The organism is Bradyrhizobium sp. B097 (assembly GCF_038957035.1).
In the GTDB taxonomy this organism is placed as follows: Bacteria; Pseudomonadota; Alphaproteobacteria; order Rhizobiales; family Xanthobacteraceae; genus Bradyrhizobium.
The window spans coordinates 1,931,991-1,958,057 of record NZ_CP152412.1 but is presented as its reverse complement, the minus strand read 5'-3'; the positions used below and the strand labels follow the sequence as shown (position 1 = coordinate 1,958,057).

Below are 26,067 nucleotides of genomic sequence, written 5' to 3'. Positions count from 1 at the left end.
GCTAATTCGGGTTGGCAGATAGGGGGCGCGCTTCCTCGCGGTCATCGGAGAACAGCAAGGGCGTCGACCGCATGTCTGCGCCGAGATACGCCTCAGCAGCCATCTGATAGTTGGCCGGTGCCAAAGTGAGGTGCTGGACGGCAGCATGGACGTCCCGCACGCAGCGTTCGAGCCCGCAGCTCACGTCCAGCGCGGACGAGCCGCCGGCACCGAACATCAGCTCGGTCGCCTGCTTGGCCGTGTTCGCCGCATGGGTCGAAGCCAGCCACAGCGTGGCGCGCTCGGCAACGCTGAGCACCTCGCCGGCACTGACGGCCTGCCAGGCCTCTTCCAGCTTGCCGTAAAGGAAAGCCCGTCCCGAACCCAGCAAGGCCTCGGCGCGGCCGAGATCGGCCTGGATCAACGCATCCTCACGGAGCAGCTTGCGCGAGCGCGATGCGATCTTTCGTCCGACAAGCTCGACCAGAATGTCGATCGCGTGGCGGGCGATGCCGAGCGGCACGGCCGCAAGTGCCGCCCCGAACAGCGCGATGGTCGGAAACGCATAGAGCGGCCCCTGCTCCACCGGCGGTTCGCGAAACGAGAGCGACTGCGTGGATGGCACGAAGGCATCCGCGATCGCGTAGTCATGGCTGCCCGTGCCGCGCAGCCCGATACTGTGCCAGGTGTCGAGAATCTCGCATTGCGCGGTCGGAAACAGCATGAAGCGCATCACCGGGGTGCCGTCGGGGCGCAAGCGCGGTTGATCGCCGTCGAAGATCCGGCAATTGCCGATCATCCAGCCCGAGTGCTGGCAGCCGCTTCCGAGCGGCCAGCGGCCTGTGACGCGATAGCCGCCATCGACGATCCTGGCGATGCCGAACGGCCGCAAGGCTCCCGCCGTCCGAACCAGCGGATCGCTGCCGTAGATGTCGCGCGCGGCGTCCTTCGCGAGATAGCCGCCGAACACGCCATAGGCGCCCCCGATGGCCATGCACCAGCCGGCGGCACCGTCGGCGCGCGAGATCTCCTCGACCACCCGAACGAGAGTCATCGGGTCAGCCTCCTCGCCGCCGATGGCGCGCGGAACCCATAGGCGGAAGAGCCCCGCCTTCGCCATCGCTTCAACCAGCGGGACAGGTAGCCGCCGCGACCGCTCGCTCTCCTGCACCGACGCCTGAACCCGTGGCGCGAGCGCCGCGGCAGCATCGACGAACGATGAAGTGGTGTCAGTCATTGGTGGCCTCGCTATGTCGCTATCGGTGGATCGCTCGCGCAGGGCGATCACGGGGGCCGCCTTTTAGGCGCCTCTGCGATGCGAAGCTCGGACGGATGCGACGGGGGATTGGGACGCATGCGACATCACACAACAATGTTCCCAATCGTTGCATTGCTTCTTGCTGGCGCTAGTTCGGGTTCGGAACAAAGATGACAATCTTCAGATCTCGCGACGGCGTGAAGTTCGCGTGCCGGACTTCGAAGCGCGTCGGTCCGGTCTTCTTGACGCCTTCGGCACAGAAGCTGACGAAATTGTTGGGCTCGCCCTTGTCGACGGTGAGGTGAAAGTCGCCGATCGGCGCTGCCCAGTTGGCGCCGGTCGAGAGCACATAGGCAATCGACCGTTCACTGAACGGCGGATAGGGAGCGTGCTTCGTCGCACGCGCCCGCTCGATGGTGCGGATCAGGTCATCGTCGATGCAATATGACGCGACGAACTCTCGCGCCTCCGGATTGCTGCGCCAGTTGTCGGCGCCGATGATGGTCTGCACCGAGCCGCCGACGCTCGGACGATAGGTCTGCTCGAACGTGATCTCCCGGCCCGCCGGAAAGGTCTGCGTCCAGGTATAGGCCGAGCGCAACGTCCAGGTCGGCACCAGGTGATCCTGCATCGGGCCACCGGATCCGTAGGTCTCGATGGCGCCGACACCGAGCTTGACGAGCTCCGGCCAGTTCGATTTCGGCAACCGGTCGAGCAGCTCGCCCGCGGGTCCCCTGATCGGCATCAGCGGAATTCCGAGCTTCCGCAGCAGCGCCGTCTGGTCCACCTCGTTCGCGAGTGCCGTCTGCTCGAGATGCGGCGCGGCCGCCCTGCCATCGGCGGTGACGTGGAAATCAAAGATGTTCTCGGGATCGTCGGTGGGGAGCCCGATATTCTCGTCCCCCTCCTTGCCGGCGATGTCGGGCATCGGGAACGCGATCATGATCGTCTTGTCAGCAGCCGAGGTGTTGAAGAACCGGTAGACGATCCGGATCTGCTTCTCGGAGATGAACAAATCCTCGGAGCGCATCACGATATCGGGGTCCTGCTTGAAGCGAAGTCCCCCGGTTTCCAGCGCGGCGGACGTGTCATTCGCTCGCGCGCACCAGGGCATCAGCCCGGCAAGCAGAACCCAAAAGGCGCGTTTGGCCATCGGAGGCATGGTCATTCCTTCTCTCTTGATTGGGGGAGGAAACTCGCGGCAGTCAGTCGCATCCGTCCTTGACCGGGAAGAAATCGGAGACGTCGACGTGCGTCGTCTCGATCGGCAGCACGACCCAGCTGTCCATCTCGAGATGACCGCAAAGCTTGACGACAGCGATCGGTTTCCGGCCCTGCCAGGCCGTCACCGTGAAACCGATCGGGACAGTACTGCGCTCGAAAACATGCAGCTTGGCAATGCCGGCGGCAGCGCCGGCCGCAAGCGAGATCGTGATTTCGCCGGCGGCGGTGCCACCAGGCCGGATCGGCGATTGCCGCGGTGATCCGAACGAGAGTTCGCTCCCGGCCGAGACCGCAACGGTCTGTTGGAATCCGTTCTCGATACTGAGCACAGGTTTCGCACCCGCGGCCTCGGTGGCGATCGGCGCTATTCCCGCTAGAAGACAGAGAATTACCGATGCTGATCGAATGAGTGAAGCCGACATGAGCGCAATCCTTCCTGAATGAGTGTGCCCAACACTCAACAGGTTCGCGATGACCACGATCTTTTCTCTTCGACATCACACGTCATGCCGGACGATAGGCTTGCGAGCGCACTGATGCGCCCTTAATGATCGGTGCCGCGCGCGACTTCCGATCGCCGTGAAGATTGACAAGCGCCTTCTCGAACAATGTCATTGGACGCCGCGATCCGCCGCGCTCATTGCAATGGCGGTCATCGCGGCAGCCGCGACATCAGCACCCGACAGCGCGATCCGTTGGGATGCGAAGAACGCCTACCTCAAATGCGACGGCGCGATCGACGGCACCATCGCCTGGCCCTCCGCGCCGCAGGCGACATGCGTCGCCATGCTGATGTGCGCGAACGAGCGCGCGCTATCCGCAGAGCGTCACCAACGGCTGATCGAACAGATCCGGCAGGTGCCTGGTTGCGGAGAGCCGTAGAGAGCGGTCGGGCCGCACAACGGGAATCCGGACGATCGATCAGGAACGCCGCGGCACCGCGCGAATATCCGACGGCGTCACGCCGTAGTGCCGGCGGAAGGTGCGGTTGAAGTAGGACAGATCGCCGAACCCGACTTCGAATGCAATCGTGCCGATGGTGGTGCGGCTGTGGCGCGGATCGGTCAGCAGATGATGTGCGCGCGCCAGGCGCTGGCCGAGCACGAATTCCGAGAATGTCGACCCCGCGCTCTCGAACAGCCTCTGGATATGACGCGGCGTGAGCTTCAGCCGGGCAGCCACCGCGGGCAGCGTGAGGTCGCCGTAGCTGAGATTGTCACTGATGTCGGCCTTGACCGCGGCAAGCCGGGCAGCCGCCAGTCCGCCGTCTTCCGCGGCAACCGCCGCATCCCGGTTGGCGCCGATGATCAGCGCGCCGAGATCGATCAGATGCTTGACGACGGCGCCGCGCAGCTCGGGAGTCGAAAGCTGGTAGCTGTCGTCGAGCTCCCTGATGTAAAGCGCCAAGAGGCGCATCGCCTCCGTATTCGCCGGCAGAGGGCGGATCAGCATGTCTTCGGGATCGTTGACCAGCGAGGCCAGCGCCTTGCGCGGCAAGCGGAGACCGACGAAGCGGCTCGGCGACACCGGCACCACCATGTTGCCGGCTTCGGCGCTCGACTGCAGCACGGCCTGGCCCGGGCCGAGCTCGATCTCGCGGCCGCGCTGCGAAGCACGGGTGTTGCCGCTCGTGATGATCGTCAGCACCAGGTCGTCGGTGCCGTCGAGCAGTTCGCGCGGTCTTGCGATCTTGAGATTGCTGCACGCCCACGATCCGATGCCGAGCCCGGACAATTCGCGCACATTGGCTTCGGCATGAAACGCGCCATCGTCGAGCGGCTCCGGATCGAGCTTGACGATCATCCGCCCGATCTGCTCGCGAAAGATCGGCAAGCGGTCTCGCTCGCCGAAATGCGCAGTCGAAAACCGAAACCCTGTGATATCGCCCGACTGCATTATCAGCTCGCCCTCATGGCGGCGGAGGTCGCCGTTCATATGCGGCTGATTTGTGGCGGCGCAAATCGAAGCATGGGGGCCATGCAGCGAGGCTGCAAACGTGAACCTTTCGCGGGTTCCATCGATGCCTCGATCTGACAAGTGTCAAGCATCGCGCACAAGCTTCGCAAATGCGCGGCTTGGTGCAGCGCGCGCGACGCTCATCTAACGTCGTGCGCGGGATCGCGACCGGGAATAGAATTGTCCTCGCTCGATAAGCCTGAAGACGCCGTCGACGCCGGAGCGTGGCATATTTATAATTGACTGACCGGACGGTCAATAGTAATCCAGACGCAGGTCACGCGACCTTCGGTCATCAGAAGCCGCAACGGGAGGTAATCATGGTCAGCGATATGGTGTTGACCGATATCCGCGACGGATATCGCGTCCTGACGCTCAACAGGCCCGATCGCCTGAACTCATTCAGCGCCGAACTGCATACCGCCTTGCTCACCGCGTTGACGGACGCCGAGCAGGACAGATCCTGCCGTGCGCTGATCCTGACCGGGGCCGGACGCGGATTCTGCGCCGGCCAGGATCTTTCGGATGGCGTATTCACGCCGGGCGAGACGCCGGATCTCTCCGTGCGGATTGAAAAATTCTACAACCCGCTGGTGCGCAAGCTGCGCGGCATCCCGATGCCGGTCGTATGCGCGGTCAACGGCGTCGCGGCCGGCGCCGGCGCCAACGTCGCCTTTGCCTGCGACATCGTGATCGCCGCACGGTCGGCCAAGTTCATTCAGGCCTTCGCCAAGCTCGGCCTGGTCCCGGATTCCGGTGGCACCTGGTTCCTGCCGCGGCTGGTCGGACCTGCCCGGGCGCGTGCCTTGACCCTGCTGGCCGAGCCTGTCTCCGCAGAACAGGCGCAGTCATGGGGCATGATCTGGAAGATGGTTGAGGATGCGGATCTGATGACCGAGGCTCACGCCCTCGCCGCCAACCTCGCGACGCAACCCACGGATGGCCTGGCGCTGATCAAGCAGGCGCTCGATGCGTCCGAGACCAACACGCTCGATGCGCAGCTCGACCTCGAGCGCGATTTCCAGGGCCGCGCCGGGCGGACGTCGGATTTCGCCGAAGGCGTGACCGCGTTCCTCGAGAAACGCGCGCCGCGGTTCGTCGGACGCGCCTAGACGCAGAATTGAACATTCCGCCGCCACGGCAAGACGCAACATAGATCACAGATCAAAGGGTGCGATTTCAATGACACAGCCTCAATCCGGCGCCGCGCGAACGGGAGAGTCCGTCATGAAGCTCAACAGCTTCGTCCGTGGGCATTGGACCGGTCCCGGCGAACCGGCTGCCGAGATTCATAGTGCGGTCACCGGCGATGTGGTGGCGCTCGCGACCAGGAGCGATCTCGACATGCGCGAGATCCTCGCCTATGGCCGCACGGTCGGCGGCAGGAATCTCCGCAAGCTGTCGTTCCACCAGCGTGCGGGCCTGCTGAAGACGCTGGCCGACTATCTGAGCCAGCACAAGGACCGGCTCTACAAACTGTCGCTCCATGCGGGCGCAACCCGCACCGACGCCATGGTCGACGTCGATGGCGGCATCGGCACGCTGTTCGCCTATGCCAGCAAGGGACGCCGCGAGCTTCCGAACACCAGATACCTGCTCGACGGCAACGTCGAGGGGCTCTCCAAGGGCGGCGCATTCGCCGGTCAGCACATCGTCACGCCATTGCACGGCGTTGCCGTGCATATCAACGCATTCAACTTCCCGTGCTGGGGCATGCTGGAGAAGCTGGCGCCCGCGCTGCTCGCCGGCGTTCCCGTTATCACCAAGCCTGCAACCGTCACTTCCTATGTCGCCTACGAACTGGTCCGGATGATCACCGAGTCCGGCGCACTGCCCGAAGGCACCCTGCAATTCATCGTCGGATCGACCGGCGACCTGTTCGACCATCTCACCTGCCAGGATGTGGTGTCCTTCACCGGCTCGGCCGACACCTCGCAAAAGCTGCAACGGCATCCGGTCATCGCGCGCGAGGCCGTCAGGTTCATCGCCGAGCGGGATTCGCTCAACGCCGCGATCCTGGCGCCGGACGCCGTGCCGGGAAGCCCGGAGTTCGACCTCTTCATCAAGGAGGTGGCGAAGGAGATGACGGTCAAGGCCGGGCAGAAATGCACCGCGATCCGCCGCGCATTGGCGCCGGCAGCGCAAATCGACGCCGTCATCACGGCGCTGCGCGAGCGTCTCGCCAAGGTCACGATCGGCAATCCCGAGAACGAGAAGGTCAGGATGGGACCGCTGGTCGGCCTCGCCCAGCGCAGCGATGTGCTTGCCCATGTGGCGAGGCTTCGCACCGAGGCTGAACTGGTGGCCGGCGATCCCGACAACTTCGCGCTGGTCGACGCCGACGCCAAACGCGGCGCCTTCGTCCCGCCGCTGCTGCTGCACTGCCCCAAGCCGCTCGCCGCAACCGCGGTCCACGAGATCGAGGCGTTCGGGCCGGTCTGCACCGTGATGGGCTACGACGATCTCGACCAGGCCATCGCGCTGACCAATCGCGGCGGCGGCAGCCTGGTCGCATCGGTCTACACCCACGATATCCCGGCCGCGACCGAGCTCGCGTTCGGCATCGGCAGTTTTCACGGCCGCGTCGCGATCATCGACCGCGACTGCGCGACCGAGCACACCGGACACGGCTCGCCGATGCCGCAGATGGTTCACGGCGGCCCCGGCCGCGCCGGCGGCGGCGAGGAACTCGGCGGCGTCCGCAGCCTCCAGCACTACATGCAGCGCACCGCGTTGCAGGGTTCGCCTGCGATGCTGAGCGGCGTCACCGGCCGCTGGTTCAAGGGCAGCCCGACGCTCGAGGGTGACCTGCACCCGTTCCGCTATCACTACGACGATCTCGAGATCGGCCGCACGCTGGTCTCGAAGGCGCGGCAGATCACGCTCGACGACATCGAGCACTTCGCGCATTTCACCGGCGACACCTTCTACGCCCACATGGACGAGGAAGCGACCAAGGGCCATCCGTTCTTCCCGGGCCGCGTCGCGCATGGTTACCTGCTGCTGTCGTTCGCGGCCGGCCTGTTCGTCGATCCCGACTACGGACCGGTGCTGGCGAATTACGGCCTCGATAGCCTGCGCTTCGTCAAACCCGTGCAGCCGGGAGAGCAAATCCAGGTGCGGCTGACCGCGAAGGAGAAGACGCCGCGCAACAAGCAGTATGGCGAGGTGCGCTGGGACGTCGAGATCACGACCGGGACCGGCGAGACCGCGGCGACCTATGAACTTCTGACGATGAACGCGATGCGGACGTAACGCGCAGCTCAGAGCAACGCGGCCTGCCGGCTTCGGCCGGCAGACTTTGCCTTGCTGCGCGGCCGGGCGGCGGCCGCATCCGCGGCACCGGCCAACACCAATTGCGCGACGAACTCGGCCTATTCGGCGCGGGTCATCGGCCCGCCCTCGCGAAACCACATATAGTGCCAGTTCAGCATGCCGAACACGCTCATCGTCAGCGGCTTGAGGACGCGCTTCTGCTTCGCCGCCGGCACCGCCGCGGCGAGCGCATCCGACATGATCCCGACCAGGATCCGCTCGCTCGCAACCAGCGGCTGCTAGACCCAGCCACCGTCGACGATGTGGCTCTGGTTGGTACAGGCGCCGCTGTCGTCGGCGGCGAAAAAGAGGACGACGCGGGCGATGTCGTCAGGCACGAGCTTGCGCTTGAGACATTGGCGCTGCATCAGCTCGGCCACACCTTCGGGCGTCAACCACAGATCCTGCTGCCGCCGGGTCATGATCCATCCGGGCAGGATGGAGTTGACCCGCACGTTGTGCGGCCCGAGATCGCGGGCCAGCGCCCGGGTGAGGCCCTGAACCGCCGATTTCGCCGTGGTGTAGCAGGGCATGTTGCCCTGACCGATCACCCAGCTCACCGAGCCGATGTTGACGATCGAACCGCCCCCTGCCTGTTTCATGTCGGGTGCGACCGCCTGGGCGCTGAAGAACTGATGCTTCAGGTTGACGGCGATCCGCTCGTCCCAGAATTCCGGTGTCACGTCCTCGATCGCGTGACGGTCGTCGCGCGCCGCGTTGTTGACCAGAATGGTGATCGGCCCGAGCGCCTCGCGGATGCCGGTAACCGCGCGTCGCAAGGCGGCGATGTCGCGCAGGTCGGCGTGCTCGAAGTGCACGCGAGCATGCGCTCCCAAATCGGACAGCAGCTGCTCCGAGGACGTCAAATCGATATCGATGAATCCAACCCGCGCGCCCTGGCTGATGAACTGGCGGACGATGGCCTCGCCGATGCCGGAACCGCCACCGGTTACCAGGACGGTCCGGTCCTTGAGGCTTGGATAGATGGCACCCTGCATTGGCATTCTCTCGCTTTGGCGCCTGAAGCGCGTCGATTGCGTTGCTGCGGCTCAAAGCCAGGAGCCACAACCCCCGAGGTTCACTCGGTTGTCTCCATGTAGTTTCGGTCCACCACCCGCAGCGTCCGCCGCACCATGCCGTCGACAATCGTCGCCGACTCGCTTGGACGCACATGGATCGCCGTGGACTTGAGCAGCCACGGCAACACCGCCTGCTCGAGCCGCTCCTCATAGGCACTGCGCATCATGTCAAACGCCTGCAGGCCGGGACCCGCAAGGATCAAATGATGCGGGCGCAGCACCGAGATCGTCGTGGCGACCGCCTCAGCAAGCGCGTGGCCTGCCTGCCGGAACAGCTGTTCGAGACGGGGATCGCCGGCGCGTGCCCGCGCGCGCAACAGAGCCATCTGCGCCTCGGATGGTTGCTGCGACACCGCCGGCGGCAGATCGAGAAAGGTGCGGGCGTCGCGGTAGAGCGCATAGTCGGCGAGATGGGCCTCGATGCAGCCGCGCTGACCGCAGCGGCACTGCGGACCGTTCGGCGTCAACTTGACATGGCCGATCTCGCTGCCCGCGCCGGCACCCCAGCGCGCTTCACCGTCGACAACGATGCCCATGCCGATGCCGTGACCGACCATGAGCGTGGCCGTGAGGCCCTGCGCCAGCGCCGGCTCGGCCGCCACGAGGGCCAACGCCACCGCGACCGCGTCGTTCGCCATCACGACTTCGACGCCGAATGCCTCGCGGATCGGCGTCGCCAGATCGACGTCGGTGATCGACAGCGCCGGGCTCCACAGATGCCGGCCGGTGTCGGCATCGACGATGCCCTGCAGCGCAATCCCGATTCCCAACAGCCGGTCTCGCGGCGTGGCCGTCTCATCGAGCATGGCCTCGATCTGCGCGGTCACGAGATCGCACAACGCGCCTGCATCGAGCCCGCGGGTCGTGAGCTCGAGCCGCGATTGCGCCAGGGCAGAGCCGCTGAAATCGGCGATCAATGTCTCGATCAGATTCATGCGCAGCGAAACCGCAATGATGCGGCCAAACTCGGGGTTCAGGGTCAACAAGACCGCTGGCCGACCGCGGCGACGGCCGTTCAGGCCATCCGTATCCTCTTCGTCGGTATCGTCGGGCCACAACGTCGCCGTCTCTGTCACGGCTTCGCACAGCAGATCTTCCGCCATCAGTTTCGACGTGATGGCCGATATGGCCGGGAAGCTCAGCCCTGTGCTGCGTGCGAGTTCGACGCGCGGCAATGGCCCCTGACGCCGCAAGACTTCGACGAGCCGGCCGCGGTTCGATCCGCGGGCCAAACTCGAAGCACGCCTCAGCGGTTCGGGCTGTTCATTCATATCGGCTTTTTTAATTCTCTTGATGAAGTTATTCAACGCGGGCAACTCATATAATGGTCAAAAGGCGTCGATAGTGGCAACAATACATCACCGATGCACTATTGTTGCGTGAAGTTATGGGCAACAGCATCCTTGACTGGACATTTTGTCGCGCTAATTTATTAGTTACGTGAATAAAATAAGGCGTGAAAAGCGCCGAGCGTGAAAACCCCTCACCGGGGGTGTCGACAGGGAGGTGCATATGAATGACTCAATGAAACTATTGATCGTGCCGCTATTGGCGGGCGCAGCCGCGCTCGCGATGGCCACAGGGATAGCACAGGCGCAGCAGAAAAAGACCATCGCGCTGGTGACCAATGTTGCGGCCGACTTCTGGACCATCGCGGGCCGCGGGCTCGAGAAGGCGCAAAAAGAGCATCCGGAATACAATATCGAGCTGATCGTCACCAACGAAGGCACCGCGGCCGGCCAGCGGCGCGAGTTGGACGACCTCTTGGTGCGCGGCGTCGCCGGCATCTCGATCTCGGTCGACGATGCGCCGCATGCAACCGAAGAGCTCAACAAGGTCGCGGCCAAGACCGTGCTGATCACGACAGACAGCGACGCGCCGCAGAGCAACCGTCTCGCCTATATCGGCACCGACAACGTCGCGGCAGGCCGGCAGGCAGGCGAGGAGATCAAGAAGGCGCTGCCGAACGGCGGCAAGATCGCGCTGTTCGTCGGAACGATGGACGCCGACAATGCCCGCGAGCGCGTGCAGGGCATCAAGGAATCGATCGCCGGCACCAAGGTCGAGCTGGTCGATGTGTTCACCGACCAGGTGGACTTTGCCAAGGCCAAGGCGAACATGGAGAACGTGCTCGTCAAATATCCCGACATCGCGCTGCTCTCCGGCCTGTGGAGCTACGAGACCCCGCTGATCTATGATGCGGTGAAGGCCGCCGGCAAGGCCGGCAAGGTGAAGATCGTCGGCTTCGACGAGGACCAGCGGACGCTGCGGGGCATTTCCGACGGCACGATCGAATCCACAGTCGTGCAGCAGCCCTACGAGTTCGGCTATCTCTCCGCCACCAACATCATCAAGACGCTGAACGGCGACAAGTCCTGGATTCCGAAGGACAGCAAGCTGATCGTGCCGACCAAGGTGATCAGCAAGACCAACGTCGCCGAGTTCGCCGGGCAACTGAAGGAACTGCTGAAGAAGTAACTTCAGTTGGCTTCGCCGCCCGGCCGCCACAGGCCGCCGGGCGGAGTGCAGGAGGACATGCCGAATGGCGGAGACGCTGCTCGAACTCAGCGGTATCAGCAAGACCTATCCCGGCGTCAGGGCGCTCGACGACGTCAATCTGCACGTCTGCCGCGGCGAGGTGCTGGGCCTGATCGGCGAGAACGGCGCCGGCAAGTCGACGCTGATGCGCGTGCTGGCCGGCGTGATCGCGCCGAGCGCGGGCGTGATCCGCATCGGCGGCAACGATCACGCAAGGATGACGGTGAACGAGGCGACCCTGGCCGGCATCGCCTTTGTGCACCAGGAGCTGAACCTGTTCGAGAATCTCGACGTCGCGGCCAATGTCTTCATCGGGCGCGAGAAACTCGCCGGCGGCCTGCTGAAGCTGGTGGACAACGCGGAGATGCGCGCCTGCGTGACGCCGCTGCTGCAACGGCTGGGCGCCGATTTCACGCCGAACACGCTGGTCGACAATTTGTCGATCGCGGAGCGTCAGATGGTGGAGATCGCCAAGGCGCTCTCGATCGATGCCCGCGTGATCATCATGGACGAACCGACCTCCAGCCTGACGATTTCGGAGACCGAGCGGTTGCTGGAGGTGATCGCCGACCTGAAGGCCCACGGCATCTCGGTGATCTACATCTCTCACCGCCTCGGCGAGATCATGAGCTGCGCCGATCGCGTCGTGGTGCTGCGCGACGGGCGCACCGTGGGGGAACTGGCGCGCGACGAGCTGAGCCATGCCGCGATGATCCGGCTGATGATCGGCCGCGACCTCAAGGCACTCTACACACCTCCGGCACGCTCGCCAGAGCCGGGTGGCTGCGATATCGCCGGCGTTGTGACGACGGCCTTTCCCGACCGGCAGATCGACCTTTCCGTGCGGCGCGGCGAGATCCTCGGCCTCGCCGGGCTGGTCGGCGCCGGCCGCACCTCCCTCGCCCGCGCGGTATTCGGCGTCGACCCGCTGCTGGGGGGCGAGATCAGGATCGACAACGAACCGGTCGGTGTCGCCTCGCCGCGCGATGCGATCAGGCAAGGGATTTACCTCGTGCCGGAGGATCGCAAGAAATCCGGACTGGTGCTGGAGCTGCCGATCCGGGAGAACGTGACGCTCGCGAGCCTGCTGGATCATGCGCGGATGTGGCTGGTCAACGGCGGATCCGAGCGCAAAATCGCGAAGGAACAGGCGAGGCGCCTGTCGATCAAGGCACCGAGCATCGACATCGAAGCCGTGACGCTCTCCGGCGGCAACCAGCAGAAGGTGGTGCTGGGCAAGTGGCTCTCCATGCAGCCGCGCGTGATGTTCTTCGACGAGCCGACCCGCGGCATCGATGTCGGCGCCAAGAGCGAGATCTACGCGCTGATGCGCAGCCTCGCCGACCGCGGCGTTGCGATCGTGATGATCTCCTCCGACATGGAAGAGGTCATCGGCGTCTCCGACCGCGTCGCAGTGATGCATGAAGGAAGCGTCAGCGGCGTGCTCGAGCGCGAGCAGTTCAGCGAATACAACGTGTTGAGGCTGGCGGTCGGCCAGGCGCTCGAAACCCTGGAGACCGCTGCGCCATGATGAAGAAGGAACTCGGCCTGTTCTTGCTGCTGGCGGTGATCTCCGCAATCACCGGCGCGATCAATCCGGCCTTCCTGTCGTTCGTGAACTTGCTGAACATGGCCAATCTGATCGGCCTGTTCGGTGTGTTCGCACTGGGCGAAGGTCTCGTCATCATCACCGGAGGCATCGATCTTTCGCTCGGCTCGATGTTCGCGCTGCTCGGCGTCGTTTTCATCGACTTGCTGACGACGTATCAGGTGCCCTGGCCGTTCGCGCTGTTGCTGGTCCTGATGGGCGGGCTGGCGCTGGGCGGCATCCAGGGTTTCCTGATCACGCGGCTGAAAATGCAGTCCTTCATCGTGACGCTGTGCGGGCTGCTGATCTATCGCGGCGCCGCGCGCTATTACACCAGCGATTCGACACGCGGCTTCGGCTATGGTGACGAGGCCAGCACGCTGGGCAACATCGCCTCCGGCAATATCGCAGGCATTCCGAACACCTTCATCTTCCTGATCATCCTGGCGCTGATCCTCGGCGTGCTGCTGCATCGTTCGGTCTACGGACGCTGGCTTTATGCGGTGGGCAAGAACGAGGAAGCGGCGCGCTTCTCCGGTATCAACACAAATGTCGTGATCGCGACCGCCTATGTCATCAGCGGCGGCCTCGCCGGCGTTTCGACCGTGATGTTCGTCTTCTACACCAACTCGGTCTCTCCGAGTTCCTTCGGCAATTTCTACGAACTCTATGCGATTGCGGCCGCCGTCCTCGGCGGCTGCAGCCTGCGCGGCGGCGAGGGCTCGATTCTCGGCATCGTGCTGGGCACGGCGCTGCTGCAGGTGCTGCAGAACCTCGTGAACATCCTCGGCATTCCGAACTCCCTGAACTTCGCGGTGATGGGGACCGTGATTCTGATCGGCGTGCTGGCGGATCAGCAATTGCAGGCCCGGCGGCGGCGCAAGGCGGCGCTGGCCGGCCTCGCCCGCACGGCGCCTCGAGCAAAGGAAACCACAATTCTGCAAAGCGCATCTGCGCACGGCGCGACGGCGCTGCCGACGAGCGCGGGCGATCAAGCATGACTCGACTGCGAAGAACCACGATCGGGAATATGGCCGCGGCGACTTCGGTAGAGGAACAAGGGGAAGAGAGTTCGATGCGCAAGACTGATCAAGCATACGACGCTCGCGTCCGCGTTGGCCCTGCACACCGAACCCGGTGGGGCCGCGGGCAGGCCCTCACCACCGTCTTGAAAGGCTTTGGTGTGCGCGCAGTTTCTATCTCAAGTTGACGGATCGATACATTGACGGGGCACGTTCCAGGCCGAAGGGCTTTGGGCAGGGACGTGAGACAAAAATGGACAAAGCCGGGGACGCTGGGAGTGCAGAAAATGTTGCATAGGTCTGTAAACACCGCGCGGGCATGCGGCGTGGGGATCGCTTTGTTATCCTTGTTCGGCGGCGGCGCGCATGCGGCCGATCTCTTAACGAAGGCTCCGCCTGTGCCTTACACGGAGACCGATGATTTCTGGACAAGACCGTATCTGTTCGGTGATCTCGGCAGAACGCAGTTGAAGGAACGCGGTATCTCGCTGGCCCTGACGCTGGGCGACGAAGCCGTCGGCAATTTGTCGGGCGGCAACAGGAACACCGCGACCCAGGCCGGACAGCTATTCTTTCAAGCCAAGTTCGATATGGCGAAGCTTGCCGGCATCCAGGGCGGTACGGTCGGCCTCACGCTGGTCGACCGCTTCGGCCGCAACCTGAACGACGAGGCGGGCATTCCGGCCTTGCAGCTGACCAACGAAGTGTTCGGCCGCGGCAGCATTCTTCGCCTCACCGAACTCTACTATTCGCAGAAGCTGTTCGATGACCGCCTTGAACTCAAGGGCGGCCGTCTGCCGGTCGGCTCCGACTTCTTCTTCGGCCTGTGCGAGTTCATCAACCTGACCTTCTGCGGCGGCCAGCCCGGCAACATCCAGGGTGGCTACATCTACAACTGGCCGGTGAGCCAATGGGCCGGTGTCGCACACTACAACTTCACCAAGGAATGGCAGCTTTCGGTCGGCGTCTACGACGCCAATCCGAACTATCTGACGACGTCGGACTCCGCGACCTACTTCCTGCCTGGCGTCCCCGGCTCGAGCCGGGCCTCCGGCGTGCTGGTGCCGGTCGAGGTGGTCTGGGCGCCGAGCGGTCCGCTGAACGGGACCTGGCGATTCGGCGGCTGGTATGACAGCGCGTCGACGATCGACGGCGGCCTTCCCGGTATCATCGCGATCGCCCCGGGCATCGGCGGCGTCTCGGACCAGAATCTGGGCGATCAACGCGGCCGCTATGGCATCTATGAGTCGATCCTGCAGCGACTGACCGTTGAGGGTGCAAAGGCACAGGGTTGGTACATGTTCCTCAACACGACGGTCGCCGATCACCGGACGTCGTATCAGGACTACCAGGTCGCCCTGGGCTTCCGGCACACCGGAACGTTCTCCTGGCGTCCGGAAGACGAAGTCGGTTTCGCAGTGGGTACGACCCACGTGAATTCGGCCGCGCTCACCCTGAATGCGGGCGGAAACGAAGTTCCGATCGAAGCCTGGTACGGCTGGCAGGCGACTGGCTGGATGAACCTCAAGTTCGACGCCCAGTACGTGATCAATCCCGGCGGGCGCGGCTATAATGGCGCAGGCATCAAGACCGAGAATGCCTGGGTCCTTGGTCTGCGCACGCTGGTGCACTTCTGAGCCGGAGGGGTTTGCCAGCATGCCCGAGCGAGGCCAGCCATGGTAACCCCTCACGACGCCGGGCTGGCGGTCCTGGAGTTGAAGGGCATCGGCAAGGAGTTCGGCGCCATTCGCGCGTTGCATGGCGTCGACCTGCGCGTTTCTCCCGGCGAGGTGGTCGGCCTGATGGGAGACAACGGCGCCGGCAAGTCGACGCTGGTCAAGATCATCGCCGGCAACTTCCCGCCGAGTCACGGCGAGATCCGTTTTGACGGCAAGCCGGTTCATTTCGCCCGGCCGATCGATGCCCGCGCGGTCGGAATCGAAGTGGTCTATCAGGACCTCGCGCTCGCCGACAATCTCACGGCAGCGGCCAATGTCTTCCTCGGCCGTGAGCTCAAGCGCAAGCTTGGTCCGTTCGCGTTTCTCGACCACAAGGCGATGGCAGCCCGCGCGCTGGAGCTGTTCGGCGAGCTGCGTTCGGAGACCCGACCGCACGATCTCGTCAAGCAGATGTCGGGCGGCCAGCGTCAGGCGGTCGCGATCGCACGGACTCGGCTGTCCAATGCCAAGCTCGTGATGATGGACGAGCCGACGGCCGCGATCTCGGTCCGCCAGGTCGAGCAGGTGCTGAGCCTGATCCATCGCCTGAAGGAACAGGGCGTCGCGGTGATGCTGATCTCGCACCGCATGCCCGACGTGTTCGCGGTCTGCGACCGCGTCGTCGTGATGCGCCGCGGCGAAAAACGTGCCGACAAGGCGATCGGCGACACCAGCCCCGAGGAAGTCACCTCCCTCATCACGGGAGCGAGAGAGGCTGCGTAATGGTCACGCCCCTGGAATCTCCCATCACCTTCACCAATGTCGGCAAGACCAAATGGTGGCAGAGCGGCTTCTTTGCCTCGCAGACCGGGTACGTCCTGCTCGCGCTGGTGGCGCTGTTCGTGGTGATGAACTTCGCCAGCCCCTACTTCCTCACCGAAGGCAATATGCAGAATGTGGCGAAGAACTTTTCCTTCATCGCCATCGCCACGCTCGGCGTGACCTTCGTCATTATCACCGGCGGCATCGACCTCTCGGTGGGCTCGGTGATGTGCTTTTCCGCGATGATCACCTCGATGGTCATGACGCAAATCTCGACGCCGGGGCAGCCTGGCGCGGAGTGGTTCGTGCATTTGGCCGACGACGGCAAAACCGTGATCGCAAATATGCCCGGCTTGATCCTGCTCGTCTCGGTCCTGGCAGGGCTCGGCGTCGCGCTGATCGTCGGTCTCGTCAATGGCTTCTGCATCGCGGTGCTCGGGCTGTCGCCCTTCGTCACCACGCTCGGCATGCTTTCGATCGTGCGCGGCCTCGGATACGTCGTCTCCAACGGCCGCGGCAGCTTTCCCAGCGGCCCCGAAGCCGATTATCTCTACGCGCTGACATCCGGCGTCGTATTCGGCATGCCGGCGCCGTTCATCTATCTCGTGGTTCTTGCGGTGGCGATGGCGATCGTGCTGCGTCACACCGGTTTCGGCCGCCACGTCTTTGCCGTCGGCGGCAACGAGAAGGCGGCCGCGCTGACCGGCATTCCGGTCGTACGGGTGAAGATCGAGATCTATGTGATCTGCGCGCTCGCCGCGGGTCTGCAGGGCATCATCGTCTCGGGCTGGCTGGGATCGGCGCCGGCAAACATGGCGACATCCTACGAGCTCAACGTGATCGCAGCCGCCGTCATCGGCGGCGCCAATCTCGCCGGCGGCGCCGGCGGCCCGCTCGGGGCGATCGTCGGCTGCGTGCTGCTCGAGGTGATCCGCAACGGCCTCGTGCTCGCGCAGATCAACTCCTACTGGCAGCAGACCTTGGTGGGCGTGATCATCATCGCAGCGGTGCTGGTCGATCGTCTTCGCTCACGCATGGCCTGAAGAGTTCGTCCTGGAGGATCGTAATGTCCGCCTATCCGCCTTCGGGAGCCGCTGATTTCGAGGGATAGGCATAAAAATGAGGAGGGAAACAATGAAGAAGGCACTTCTTGCCGCTGCGGTCCTCGCCATGATGGCGACGCCCGGCTTTGCCCAGAGCTACAAATTCGTGATCGTGCCCAAGGCGATGAACAATCCGTTCTTCGATTTCGCGCGCGACGGTTGCCAGAAGCGCGCCAAGGAACTCGGCAACATCGAATGCATCTACAAGGGTCCTGTCGAGCACGAGCCGGCGACGCAAGCGCAGATCATCCAAGATTTCATCACCCAGAAGGTGGACGGTCTGGCCATCTCGGTCGCCGATGTCGCGGCCATGACCAAGTCGATCGAGGCGGCAACTGCTGCCGGCATTCCCGTCATCACGTTTGACGCTGACGCGCCGGGCTCGAAGCGGATTGGCTATATCGGCACCGACAACAAGGAGTTCGGCGTCGCGCTCGGCAAGCAGTTGCTGAAGCTCCGGCCCGATGGCGGCAAGTACGCGATGGTCTCCGGCGGGCCAGGTGCGAAGAATCTGGCCGAACGCGTCGATGGCGTCCGGGAGGCGCTCAAAGGCTCGAAGTGGACCGAAATCGGGGGATCGCCGACGTTCTGCAACGATGACCCCGCGCTGGGCGTCCAGCAGATGACCGATCTGCGCACCGCTGTTCCCGACCTCGCGGCGATCATCCCGGTCGGCGGCTGGCCGATGTTCGCCCCGGAAGCCTTCAAGGCGTTCGCCAGCAAGAGCAAGAAGGACCTCGACGCCGGCAAGTTCACGCTCGTCGTGGCCGATACCCTCAAGATGCAGCTTGAACTTCTGAACGAGGGCTATGTCAACACACTGATCGGCCAGCGTCCGTTCGAGATGGGCGAGAAAGCGATGGATACGCTGCTCGCCATCAAGAAGGGCCAGAAGGTGCCGGAGATCATCCACACCGGTCTCGACGTCGTGACAAAGGACAACGTCGCGGCGATGCTGAAGTAGCAGCGCCAGCGGACCAATTGGCGGCGCGGGGTGCGCGCCGGCAAAATATCGAAAACAACCCCATGCAAAGTAGGCGGCGGCTGCCGGCGTTCGACGAGGCAACTTGACACGTCGGGCAACTCAGGGAGATACTTCCAATATTCCGAAATCATGCAAGCGGTGAGCCGATCGCACCAGCGGGCTCACCGGTTGCGACCGCCGGCTGCAGTTTGGCTCCCTCAGGAATCGCCCCGTTCTGAGGAAGTTTCGCCCTCGCGCATGCGGCCAAGCTCCAAGGGCGCATTGGCGCTGTCGAGGAACTCAACCGTGGTGAACCACAGGTCGGCATCGCCGACATTTTCGAGATCGTGGATCTTGTGTTCACCTTTTCCATAGACGAAGTGGCGCGTCTCACCGGCCGAGTAGACCGCTTCGACGATCGTCCCGTCCTCCGCATGCGATTGCGCCCGGCCCGGCGTTACCGCGGTCCAGAAGTAGTCCAGCACGTGACGATGGAATCCGATGCGCTCACCTGGGGCAAGCCGGATTTCCCAGACCCGCACGCGCTCGGTCTCGGACAACAGCCGCGTCCCGACCCGCCCGTTGAGCTGATTGGTATCGAACTCCTTGCGAATGGCGTCGGGCCATGCGGCCCTCCCCTTCTCCATCACATCGATGCTCATTGTCATATCTCCCTGAGATGAGTGACCCACGTTGCGTTACTCGACGCCGAGCCCCGTCTGGGCGCGAACGTGCTGCGCGCCGAACGAGGCGCGGACGGAAGCGGCTGCCGCACTGCGGTCCAGCACGGACACCGCCCACGATACGGCGAAGGCGAGCGGAACCGAGACCAGGGCCGGATTGTCGTAAGGGAATGGTGCAGGCCCGAGCTTCAACGCCGCGGTCCAGACGCCCGGGCTGAGCGCGACCAGTCCCACCGAAGCCAGCAGGCCGGCGAGCGACCCGCTCACGGCGCCGCGTGTCGTCAGGTCGGGCCAGACGATCGAGAGAAGGATCACCGGGAAGTTCGCACTCGCCGCGATCGCAAACACCAGTCCGACCATGAATGCGATGTTCTGGTTCTCGAACAAGACACCCAGACCCATCGCAATCAGGCTGATCGCAACCGCGGCAGCCTTCGAGACGAGCACTTCCTCATGCTCGCTGGCACGGCCCCGGCGGATCACGCGGGCATAGAGGTCGTGGCTCGCCGCCGAGGCTCCCGCGAGCGTCAGCCCCGATACGACAGCGAGGATCGTCGCGAACGCCACCGCCGAGATGAACCCGAGCAGCAGCGATCCGCCGACGGCATCGGCCAGATGCAGGGCCACCATGTTGACGCCGCCAACGAGGGCGCCCGACGCATCCCGAAACTGCGGGTTGGCCGAAACGATCGCGATGGCGCCGAAGCCGAGCACGAACAACAGGCTATAGAAGATCGAGATGAACCCGGTCGCGACCAGCACCGATGTGCGCGCCTGGCGGGCATCGCTCACGGTGAAGAAGCGCATCAGGATATGCGGCAACCCGGCCGTGCCGAAAATCAGGGCGAGCCCGAGAGAGATCGCCGATACCGGATCCTTGACGAGTCCGCCCGGCGCCATGATGGCGTCGGCCTTCGGATGCAACGTCACGGCTGCACGGAACAGCGCCTCCAGGCTAAAGCCGAAGTGCCCGAGGATCAGGATCGACATCAGCACCGAGCCCGACATCAGCAGGATGGCCTTGATGATCTGCACCCAGGTCGTCGCGAGCATGCCTCCGACCGTTACATAGATCATCATCAATACGCCGACGATGCCGACCGCGTAGATGTAGGGAAGCCCGAACAGCAACTGGATCAGCTTGCCGGCGCCGACCAGCTGGGCAATCAGATAGAAGACCACGATCACGAGGGTGTTGACGCCCGCGACCGCCCTCACCGGGACTTCGGACAACCGATATGCCGCCACGTCGGCAAAGGTGTAGCGGCCGAGATTGCGCAACGGCTCGGCAATCAGGAACAGGATCATCGGAAAGCCGACCAGGAAGCCGATCGCATAGATCATGCCGTCGTAGCCCGAAGTATAGACGAGCGCGGTAACGCCGAGGAATGTCGCAGCCGATGTGTAATCGCCGGCGATCGCGAGCCCGTTCTGGACGCCCTTGAGACCGCCGCCGGCAGCATAGAAATCCTTGGCCGTGCTCGTACCACGCCGCGCAGCCCACCATGTGATGCCAAGACTGATCGCGACGAAGCCGAGGAACATGGCGATCGCCGTCGCGTTCAACGGTTGCTGCGTGCCTGTCGCCGCGGTCAGCGCGTCGGCCGCTGCGGGCCCGGAAGGCAGGACGAAAGCAGTTGCAATCAGGGCTCCGTAAACCGAGCGTGACGTCATCGGAGATCCTCCAGAAGAAGCTGGCTGAGGCTGTCGAAACGGGAATTGGCGTGCCGCACGTAGATCGCCGTCAGCAGGAAGCCGAGCGCGATCAGGCCGACGCCGACCAACACGCCCCAGGTGATCACCGTGCCGCTCCACAGCGGATACCCGAGCAGCCGGGGCCAGAATGCGATCGTCAGGATGTAGCTGAAGTAGGCGGCGGCCATGACGATCGACATCGCAACGCCAAGGCGTGTGCGCTCGCTCGCAAGCTGTCTGAACGTCGGATGCTGCTGGATGGTTTGCAGGTCCATTGGTGATTGTCCTCCCTCCGTTGAATTCGCCTAGGCGGCAATGCCGGTTGCCACCGCGGTCTCCGCCATGACCGCCTCGGGGCTGCGATGCCGCTCTGCCATCGCCCGTTCCTCGGCCGTGGCGATTTGCGCCTGCATGTACGCGCCGAGATGGCGGGCGCGCCGCACGACTGCGGCCCCGAACGGGAGCCGGGTTGTCTCGAACGTCGCGAGCGCCATCGGCAGATCGGCCGAATGGCCTCGCAACGCATCGACCAGAGCCGCCGCATCCGCCGCGGCTTTCGTCACGCCCATGCCGACATGGGGCCTCGCCACGAACGCAGCATCGCCGAGGATGACGGTGCGGGATCCGAGCGCCATGCGCGGTGTCTCGAGATCCAGGATGGCCTGGATGAACGGCTGAGACGTGAGGTGAACGACCTCGGCGAATTGCGGCGCCAACAGCCGCTCGGCGTCTCGACGCATCGCGGCAATCACATCGGATCGAATCCTGGTCGGCGGAATCGACAATGGCTGCCTGACACCGTCGATATCCGTCAGCAGATCCGCCAGTCCATGGTCAGCGTCGGCCGGGCGATACCAGACGAAATTGAAGCGGCGCTCGCCGACATCCATCTCTTCGTTGGCCCCGGCAACGGGATAGCCGAGCATCTGCTCCCCGGGAGGCAGGCTGAAGGCGAACCAGTCGCACAATTCCGCCCGCGTCCGAGCCGACAGGTCCCGCTCGTTGACGAGGCCCCGCCAGGCGACGTAACCGGCATATTTGGGCTGGACGTTGGCCGCGAGCTGCGTCCTGACGCTCGAGAATATGCCGTCGGCGCCGATCAGCAGGTCTCCCGACGCTTCGGTGCCGTCGGAAAAGCGCGCCACCACCCGGTCGCCGAATTCCGTGGCGTCCGTGAGGTTCTTGCCGTGATGGTAGTGCTCGGCCGGCAGCGCCGCCTTCAAGAGCCCGTAGAGGTGCCCCCAGGACGTGAGCACTTGCCGCAACCCGAGTTCGCCCGCGATCTGGCCACTCCGGTCCAGCACGCGCCGCCCCGGAACGACGACCCCGACCGCCGCGGCCGCGGTATCGATGCCGGCCCGGGCCAGGACGTCGAACAACTCCGAATGCGTGACGATGCCCGCGCCACGGCCCGCCAGTTCGGCGCCGATACGCTCGTAGACGTCGACGTCCCAGCCTTCCCGCCGCAACAGCAACGCAGCGAACAGACCGGCCATTGATCCGCCGATCACAAGTGCCTTCGGCGGCACTCCACGCTTCCAGCGGTCGTCGCTCATGGGCATCCTCCTTTCGGTGATCGATTGCAGCGTTTCGTTGCTTATTTATCAATTGATCAATAATTGGCGCGGCGCCCGGCGCGAGTCAACAGTTATTTATCAATTGATAAACAAAAAGTGATGACGTTTGCTGCGGTCGGCTCCGGCGGCAAATCGGTGTATGAGGGTGCGGCAGTGTCCTCAAACCGACGAATCAGGCGTGAAGCAGGCCAGACGAGCGCGTCTTCCGACACCGATCCGAGAGCAACAGAGGCTGGACCCGTCGGAGCGGGAAGCCATCATCGCGCGGGAAGCCGTGTCGTTTTTCGCCGAGCACGGGTTCGAGGGACAGACCCGCGAACTCGCAAAGCGGCTGCGCATTACGCAGCCCCTGCTCTATCGCTATTTTCCAAGCAAGGAAGCCCTGATCGAGCGGGTCTATCAGGAGGTTTTTGTCGGGCGCTGGAAACCGTCCTGGGAAAAGATCATCACCGATCGCTCGGTCCCGCTCAAGGCCAGGCTGATCCAGTTCTATCGCGAATACGCCGAGGTCATCCTCACCTACGAATGGATCCGCCTGTTCATGTTCGCGGGCCTCAGGGACCTCGGACTCAACGCCCGTTATCTCAAGATGCTGCGCGAACGTGCGTTCGAAAGGGTGATCGAGGAGATCAGGTTCGAGTATGGACGTCCCTCGACCGATGAGATGCCGACCACCGATATCGAAGTCGAGATGGTGTGGGGCCTGCACGCCGCGATCTTCTATCTCGGGGTTCGCAAGTTCATCTACTCGATGCCCCTGGAAACCGACGTCAATTCGATCATCGATGCAAAGGTGACGACGTTCCTGGGCGGCGTTCGCTTCGTCCTCCCGGCGAAGGCGATCGCCTAGATCCCGCTCCCTCCAATCACGCGCCGATCGCCTTCCTGATGCGGGCGGGATTGAACGGGAGGTCATGCATCCGAACGCCGGTTGCATCCCTGATCGCGTTCGCGATCGCGGCTCCCGTCGGCCCTTGCGCGGCCTCGGCGACACCATAGAAGCCATCGCCGGGCCGATCTATCAGGTGAACGTCAACCGCGCCCGGAACGCTGTCGAACCGCATGATGGGATAGGCGGACCAATCCACCGACGTCACACGGGTGCGATCGAACGTGACCTGCTCGAACAGCGTCCAGCTCATCGATTGCAGGATGCCGCCCTCGATCTGGTTGCGGACGCCGTCCGGGTTCACGACCTGCCCCGTATCCACCGCCGCCACGACGCGACGGACACGAACGGCGCCGCTGAGGCGCACGACTTCGATCTCGACGGCCACCGCGCACCAGGCTTCGAGGTTCTTGTAGCGTGCAAAACCAAAGCCGAATCCGGTGTTGTCGGAACGCTTGACCCGCGCGGCCCAGCCGAAGCGCGTTGCCGCCGTTTCGATGACCTCACGCGCGCGGGGATCGACGGTATGGCGAAGTCGAAACGTGACGGGGTCCTGACCCGAGCGCGCCGCCAGTTCGTCAAACATGCTCTCGATCGAAAGCACGTTGAGGTATCCACCCAGCGAGCGCATCGAGGAGCCACGCAAGGGCATGTCGGGCAGGAAGTGACTGATCACCTTGCTGTTCGGGATCGCATAGAGCGGAATTGCATTGCGGTCGCCGCCGCCCTCGGGCTGCGCCAGCGCAACCGGCGGCGCGGGTGGCGAAGCGTCGGACCTCAGTCGGGCGGCTGTCAGCGTTCCCGGAGGTCCGGGCCGCATCATATGCGACTGGCTCCAGACCTCGTGGTGCCAATCCGCGATCACCCCATCCGGTCCGACCGCCGCGCGGAGCTTGACCACCATGCCAGGTCCGAACGGATCCCAGGCGTGCTCCTGTTCACGCATCAGCTGCACCCTGATCGGCCGACCGGGCATCGCGACGGCAAGCATCGCTGCATCGGCTGCGGCGTCGTCGGCGCCATTGTGGCCGTAGCAACCGGCCCCTTCCGCATGAATGCAGCGAACGTTTTCGGTGGGCATGCGCAGCATGCCGGCAATCGCATTACGAAGGAAGAAAACGCCCTGCGTATGCGTCCAAACTGTGAGCATGCCGTCCTGGAATTGCGCCACCGCACAGGACGGCCCGATCGAGCCGTGGGTGAGATAAGGCCGGCTGAAGCTCGCTTCGACCGCGATTCCCGGCTTGCCCGGACGTCCCTCATCGTGAATCGTCGTGTCGCGCGAAGGCAGGTTGATCAGGGCACCCGGCAGGTCCGCGCTATCAGGCAGAGCTTGCTGTTCGATCCAGGTCGTGCTCGCTGCGAGCGTTCGCATTCCCTGAACGGCGGTCCACTCACGGTCTGCGATCACACCGAGGAAATTGCCGTCGCGCACAACCTTGGCGATCCCGTTCATTCGCTCGACAGGCGCGATATCGAGATCGCGCAAGGTGGCCCCGTAACTCGGCGGACGGACCACACGACCGTGCAGCACCCCATCGGGGCGCAGATCCTGAACATAGGCGCTACCGCCCGTCACCTTGGCCGGAATATCGATCCGCGAAACCGGCTGGTTCATCACCGTGAAGTCTGCCGGCGAGGTGAGATGCGACGTTGTGCTCGCTTCCACAGATAACAGTTGATCGCAAACCAGCTCGCCATAGGCCAGGCGTGCGCCGTGTGGGCCGAACACCGCGCCGTTGCGGACCTGGAGCGAGGCCGCCGGCACGCCAAGCCTGCGGGCAGCCTCGTCACGGAGAATCTCGCGCGCCTGCGCCGCCACGTGCCGGATTGCAGTGCCGGAGTCCTGCATCGAATGGCTTGCGGCCGTGTAGCCTTCATTGGGCGTCCGCGCGGTATCTGCCGTAACGAGCGACAGCCGATCGAACGGCACCTTGAGCTCCTCGGCCGCGACCTGGAGCAGCGCCGTCTTGAGGCCCTGGCCGAGCTCGGCCTTTCCCGTGAGGATCGTGACCGCGCCCGACGCATCGATCCGAATCCAGGCGTCGATGTTGGGTGTGTCGTCGAGGCTTCCGGGAAGACCGTGCTTCGAGGGGCCTCCACCGGTGCCGGTTTCCGTCTGTGCATGCGCCCCGGCAAATCGCAAGGCGACAACAAGCGCGCCGGCACCCGTCAATACGCTCCGTCGAGAGACAGCATGCGTCATCGCCCCGCCCTCACCTCTTCAGACTTCTTCTTCAGCTCGTCAGCGGCACGGCGGACCGCACGCAAGATCCGCATGTGAGTTCCGCATCGGCACAGATGCGGCTGCAGTTCGGCCCTGATCGCCTCGTCGGTTACGTTCGGATCGCGATTGAGCAGCGCCTGGGCGCGCATCATCATGCCCGGGATGCAATAGCCGCACTGCGCCGCCTGCTCGGCAATGAAAGCCTGCTGCAACGGGCCTGGCTCCGCCTGGCTCCCGAGTCCTTCCAGGGTGGTAATGGCCCGCCCCTCCAGCACCATCACCGGCGTGATGCAGGAGAAGATGGCCTTGCCATCGACGATCACGGTGCACGCACCGCACTGGCCGAGGCCGCAACCATACTTTGCAGCGTTCAGCCCGAGTTCGTCGCGGAGAACATAGAGCAGCGGCGTGTCCGGGCTCGCCTTGATGGATCGGCTCTCGCCGTTAACGGTCAACGTTGTCATGGCGCGTCAGCGACCCTTCTGCTCGT

Annotated in this window: 24 protein-coding genes; 11 read left to right on the top strand and 13 right to left on the bottom strand. The window is 64.2% G+C overall.

Annotated elements, in window-relative coordinates; all coding sequences use genetic code 11:
* Window position 1 precedes the first annotated feature (1 nt).
* From AAFG07_RS09025 to AAFG07_RS09015, 3 genes are all read right to left on the bottom strand, one after another.
* A complete protein-coding gene (locus AAFG07_RS09025) occupies window positions 2-1,216 on the bottom strand; it encodes an acyl-CoA dehydrogenase family protein (RefSeq protein WP_342726959.1) in 1,215 nt (404 codons plus the stop codon).
* Between the two features lie 169 nt (window positions 1,217-1,385).
* Window positions 1,386-2,405, bottom strand: coding sequence for a DUF4424 domain-containing protein (locus AAFG07_RS09020; RefSeq protein WP_342726958.1), 1,020 nt, complete (start codon window positions 2,403-2,405; stop codon window positions 1,386-1,388).
* Between the two features lie 37 nt (window positions 2,406-2,442).
* On the bottom strand, window positions 2,443-2,883 hold the full coding sequence (locus AAFG07_RS09015; RefSeq protein ID WP_342726957.1) for a hypothetical protein: 441 nt from the start codon (window positions 2,881-2,883) through the stop codon (window positions 2,443-2,445).
* A 223-nt stretch (window positions 2,884-3,106) separates the two neighbouring features.
* Here AAFG07_RS09015 and AAFG07_RS09010 point away from each other — a divergent pair, with 223 nt between their 5' ends.
* Complete coding sequence (locus AAFG07_RS09010; RefSeq protein ID WP_342726956.1) at window positions 3,107-3,343, top strand: hypothetical protein; 237 nt, start codon at window positions 3,107-3,109, stop codon at window positions 3,341-3,343.
* A gap of 39 nt (window positions 3,344-3,382) precedes the next feature.
* On the opposite strand, the gene AAFG07_RS09005 is transcribed toward AAFG07_RS09010, so the two are convergent.
* A complete protein-coding gene (locus AAFG07_RS09005; protein WP_342726954.1) occupies window positions 3,383-4,357 on the bottom strand; it encodes an AraC family transcriptional regulator in 975 nt (324 codons plus the stop codon).
* Window positions 4,358-4,737: 380 nt separating this feature from the next.
* On the opposite strand from AAFG07_RS09005, the gene paaG reads away from it, so the two are divergent.
* Together paaG and paaZ are read left to right on the top strand one after the other, a co-directional pair.
* Window positions 4,738-5,529 carry a 2-(1,2-epoxy-1,2-dihydrophenyl)acetyl-CoA isomerase PaaG gene (gene paaG, locus AAFG07_RS09000; RefSeq protein WP_342726953.1) on the top strand — a complete coding sequence of 264 codons (792 nt, stop codon included), beginning with the start codon at window positions 4,738-4,740 and terminating at the stop codon, window positions 5,527-5,529.
* A gap of 115 nt (window positions 5,530-5,644) precedes the next feature.
* Window positions 5,645-7,672, top strand: coding sequence for a phenylacetic acid degradation bifunctional protein PaaZ (paaZ, locus tag AAFG07_RS08995; protein ID WP_342726952.1), 2,028 nt, complete (start codon window positions 5,645-5,647; stop codon window positions 7,670-7,672).
* A gap of 119 nt (window positions 7,673-7,791) precedes the next feature.
* On the opposite strand, the gene AAFG07_RS08990 is transcribed toward paaZ, so the two are convergent.
* The 3 genes from AAFG07_RS08990 to AAFG07_RS08980 form a co-directional block, all read right to left on the bottom strand.
* Window positions 7,792-7,932, bottom strand: a complete 141-nt coding sequence (locus tag AAFG07_RS08990) for a hypothetical protein (protein ID WP_342726951.1) — start codon at window positions 7,930-7,932, stop codon at window positions 7,792-7,794.
* 39 nt (window positions 7,933-7,971) lie between these two features.
* Complete coding sequence (locus AAFG07_RS08985; RefSeq protein WP_342726950.1) at window positions 7,972-8,730, bottom strand: SDR family oxidoreductase; 759 nt, start codon at window positions 8,728-8,730, stop codon at window positions 7,972-7,974.
* Between the two features lie 80 nt (window positions 8,731-8,810).
* On the bottom strand, window positions 8,811-10,082 hold the full coding sequence (locus AAFG07_RS08980) for an ROK family protein (RefSeq protein ID WP_342726949.1): 1,272 nt from the start codon (window positions 10,080-10,082) through the stop codon (window positions 8,811-8,813).
* A 241-nt stretch (window positions 10,083-10,323) separates the two neighbouring features.
* Here AAFG07_RS08980 and AAFG07_RS08975 point away from each other — a divergent pair, with 241 nt between their 5' ends.
* The 7 genes from AAFG07_RS08975 to AAFG07_RS08945 all read left to right on the top strand — a co-directional run bounded on the left by AAFG07_RS08975 (window position 10,324) and on the right by AAFG07_RS08945 (window position 18,506).
* The gene (locus tag AAFG07_RS08975) at window positions 10,324-11,289 is read left to right on the top strand and encodes a sugar-binding protein (RefSeq protein WP_342726948.1); all 966 of its coding nucleotides are present in this window, start codon (window positions 10,324-10,326) and stop codon (window positions 11,287-11,289) included.
* Window positions 11,290-11,353: 64 nt separating this feature from the next.
* Window positions 11,354-12,880 (top strand): sugar ABC transporter ATP-binding protein, encoded by a 1,527-nt coding sequence (locus AAFG07_RS08970; RefSeq protein WP_342726947.1) that lies wholly within the window; start codon window positions 11,354-11,356, stop codon window positions 12,878-12,880.
* Window positions 12,877-13,938 carry an ABC transporter permease gene (locus AAFG07_RS08965; RefSeq protein WP_342726946.1) on the top strand — a complete coding sequence of 354 codons (1,062 nt, stop codon included), beginning with the start codon at window positions 12,877-12,879 and terminating at the stop codon, window positions 13,936-13,938. The genes AAFG07_RS08970 and AAFG07_RS08965 overlap by 4 nt, the downstream gene beginning before the upstream one ends.
* Before the next feature lie 308 nt (window positions 13,939-14,246).
* Window positions 14,247-15,596, top strand: a complete 1,350-nt coding sequence (locus AAFG07_RS08960) for a carbohydrate porin (protein ID WP_342729095.1) — start codon at window positions 14,247-14,249, stop codon at window positions 15,594-15,596.
* 39 nt (window positions 15,597-15,635) lie between these two features.
* On the top strand, window positions 15,636-16,400 hold the full coding sequence (locus AAFG07_RS08955; protein ID WP_207835400.1) for an ATP-binding cassette domain-containing protein: 765 nt from the start codon (window positions 15,636-15,638) through the stop codon (window positions 16,398-16,400).
* Window positions 16,400-17,482, top strand: a complete 1,083-nt coding sequence (locus AAFG07_RS08950; protein WP_342726945.1) for an ABC transporter permease — start codon at window positions 16,400-16,402, stop codon at window positions 17,480-17,482. Before AAFG07_RS08955 ends, AAFG07_RS08950 begins: the two co-directional genes overlap by 1 nt.
* A gap of 91 nt (window positions 17,483-17,573) precedes the next feature.
* Entirely contained in the window at window positions 17,574-18,506 is a 933-nt protein-coding gene (locus AAFG07_RS08945) for a sugar-binding protein (RefSeq protein WP_342726944.1), read from the top strand.
* A gap of 218 nt (window positions 18,507-18,724) precedes the next feature.
* Here the strand turns inward: AAFG07_RS08945 and AAFG07_RS08940 are convergent, their stop codons facing one another.
* The 4 genes from AAFG07_RS08940 to AAFG07_RS08925 are packed head-to-tail and all read right to left on the bottom strand — an operon-like array spanning window position 18,725 to window position 22,440.
* Entirely contained in the window at window positions 18,725-19,168 is a 444-nt protein-coding gene (locus AAFG07_RS08940) for a hypothetical protein (protein ID WP_342726943.1), read from the bottom strand.
* 36 nt (window positions 19,169-19,204) lie between these two features.
* Window positions 19,205-20,863, bottom strand: coding sequence for a cation/acetate symporter ActP (gene actP, locus AAFG07_RS08935; protein WP_342726942.1), 1,659 nt, complete (start codon window positions 20,861-20,863; stop codon window positions 19,205-19,207).
* Entirely contained in the window at window positions 20,860-21,159 is a 300-nt protein-coding gene (locus AAFG07_RS08930) for a DUF485 domain-containing protein (RefSeq protein WP_342726941.1), read from the bottom strand. The genes actP and AAFG07_RS08930 overlap by 4 nt, the downstream gene beginning before the upstream one ends.
* Before the next feature lie 30 nt (window positions 21,160-21,189).
* Complete coding sequence (locus AAFG07_RS08925; RefSeq protein WP_342726940.1) at window positions 21,190-22,440, bottom strand: FAD binding domain-containing protein; 1,251 nt, start codon at window positions 22,438-22,440, stop codon at window positions 21,190-21,192.
* Between the two features lie 199 nt (window positions 22,441-22,639).
* On the opposite strand from AAFG07_RS08925, the gene AAFG07_RS08920 reads away from it, so the two are divergent.
* Entirely contained in the window at window positions 22,640-23,311 is a 672-nt protein-coding gene (locus tag AAFG07_RS08920) for a helix-turn-helix domain-containing protein (RefSeq protein WP_342726939.1), read from the top strand.
* A 16-nt stretch (window positions 23,312-23,327) separates the two neighbouring features.
* Here AAFG07_RS08920 and AAFG07_RS08915 read toward each other — a convergent pair whose 3' ends face one another.
* Window positions 23,328-25,556 carry a molybdopterin cofactor-binding domain-containing protein gene (locus tag AAFG07_RS08915; RefSeq protein WP_342726938.1) on the bottom strand — a complete coding sequence of 743 codons (2,229 nt, stop codon included), beginning with the start codon at window positions 25,554-25,556 and terminating at the stop codon, window positions 23,328-23,330.
* Window positions 25,553-26,041, bottom strand: coding sequence for a (2Fe-2S)-binding protein (locus AAFG07_RS08910; RefSeq protein WP_342726937.1), 489 nt, complete (start codon window positions 26,039-26,041; stop codon window positions 25,553-25,555). The genes AAFG07_RS08915 and AAFG07_RS08910 overlap by 4 nt, the downstream gene beginning before the upstream one ends.
* Between the last annotated feature and the right edge of the window lie 26 nt (window positions 26,042-26,067).

Bases quoted from the DNA above. Each gene is read 5' to 3' on its own strand.
- AAFG07_RS09025 (WP_342726959.1), bottom strand. From the start codon at position 1,216: ATGACTGACACCACTTCATCGTTCGTCGATGCTGCCGCGGCGCTCGCG.
- AAFG07_RS09020 (WP_342726958.1), bottom strand. From the start codon at position 2,405: ATGACCATGCCTCCGATGGCCAAACGCGCCTTTTGGGTTCTGCTTGCC.
- AAFG07_RS09015 (WP_342726957.1), bottom strand. From the start codon at position 2,883: ATGTCGGCTTCACTCATTCGATCAGCATCGGTAATTCTCTGTCTTCTA.
- AAFG07_RS09010 (WP_342726956.1), top strand. From the start codon at position 3,107: ATGGCGGTCATCGCGGCAGCCGCGACATCAGCACCCGACAGCGCGATC.
- AAFG07_RS09005 (WP_342726954.1), bottom strand. From the start codon at position 4,357: ATGCAGTCGGGCGATATCACAGGGTTTCGGTTTTCGACTGCGCATTTC.
- paaG (WP_342726953.1), top strand. From the start codon at position 4,738: ATGGTCAGCGATATGGTGTTGACCGATATCCGCGACGGATATCGCGTC.
- paaZ (WP_342726952.1), top strand. From the start codon at position 5,645: ATGAAGCTCAACAGCTTCGTCCGTGGGCATTGGACCGGTCCCGGCGAA.
- AAFG07_RS08990 (WP_342726951.1), bottom strand. From the start codon at position 7,932: ATGTCGGATGCGCTCGCCGCGGCGGTGCCGGCGGCGAAGCAGAAGCGC.
- AAFG07_RS08985 (WP_342726950.1), bottom strand. From the start codon at position 8,730: ATGCAGGGTGCCATCTATCCAAGCCTCAAGGACCGGACCGTCCTGGTA.
- AAFG07_RS08980 (WP_342726949.1), bottom strand. From the start codon at position 10,082: ATGAATGAACAGCCCGAACCGCTGAGGCGTGCTTCGAGTTTGGCCCGC.
- AAFG07_RS08975 (WP_342726948.1), top strand. From the start codon at position 10,324: ATGAATGACTCAATGAAACTATTGATCGTGCCGCTATTGGCGGGCGCA.
- AAFG07_RS08970 (WP_342726947.1), top strand. From the start codon at position 11,354: ATGGCGGAGACGCTGCTCGAACTCAGCGGTATCAGCAAGACCTATCCC.
- AAFG07_RS08965 (WP_342726946.1), top strand. From the start codon at position 12,877: ATGATGAAGAAGGAACTCGGCCTGTTCTTGCTGCTGGCGGTGATCTCC.
- AAFG07_RS08960 (WP_342729095.1), top strand. From the start codon at position 14,247: ATGTTGCATAGGTCTGTAAACACCGCGCGGGCATGCGGCGTGGGGATC.
- AAFG07_RS08955 (WP_207835400.1), top strand. From the start codon at position 15,636: ATGGTAACCCCTCACGACGCCGGGCTGGCGGTCCTGGAGTTGAAGGGC.
- AAFG07_RS08950 (WP_342726945.1), top strand. From the start codon at position 16,400: ATGGTCACGCCCCTGGAATCTCCCATCACCTTCACCAATGTCGGCAAG.
- AAFG07_RS08945 (WP_342726944.1), top strand. From the start codon at position 17,574: ATGAAGAAGGCACTTCTTGCCGCTGCGGTCCTCGCCATGATGGCGACG.
- AAFG07_RS08940 (WP_342726943.1), bottom strand. From the start codon at position 19,168: ATGAGCATCGATGTGATGGAGAAGGGGAGGGCCGCATGGCCCGACGCC.
- actP (WP_342726942.1), bottom strand. From the start codon at position 20,863: ATGACGTCACGCTCGGTTTACGGAGCCCTGATTGCAACTGCTTTCGTC.
- AAFG07_RS08930 (WP_342726941.1), bottom strand. From the start codon at position 21,159: ATGGACCTGCAAACCATCCAGCAGCATCCGACGTTCAGACAGCTTGCG.
- AAFG07_RS08925 (WP_342726940.1), bottom strand. From the start codon at position 22,440: ATGAGCGACGACCGCTGGAAGCGTGGAGTGCCGCCGAAGGCACTTGTG.
- AAFG07_RS08915 (WP_342726938.1), bottom strand. From the start codon at position 25,556: ATGACGCATGCTGTCTCTCGACGGAGCGTATTGACGGGTGCCGGCGCG.
- AAFG07_RS08910 (WP_342726937.1), bottom strand. From the start codon at position 26,041: ATGACAACGTTGACCGTTAACGGCGAGAGCCGATCCATCAAGGCGAGC.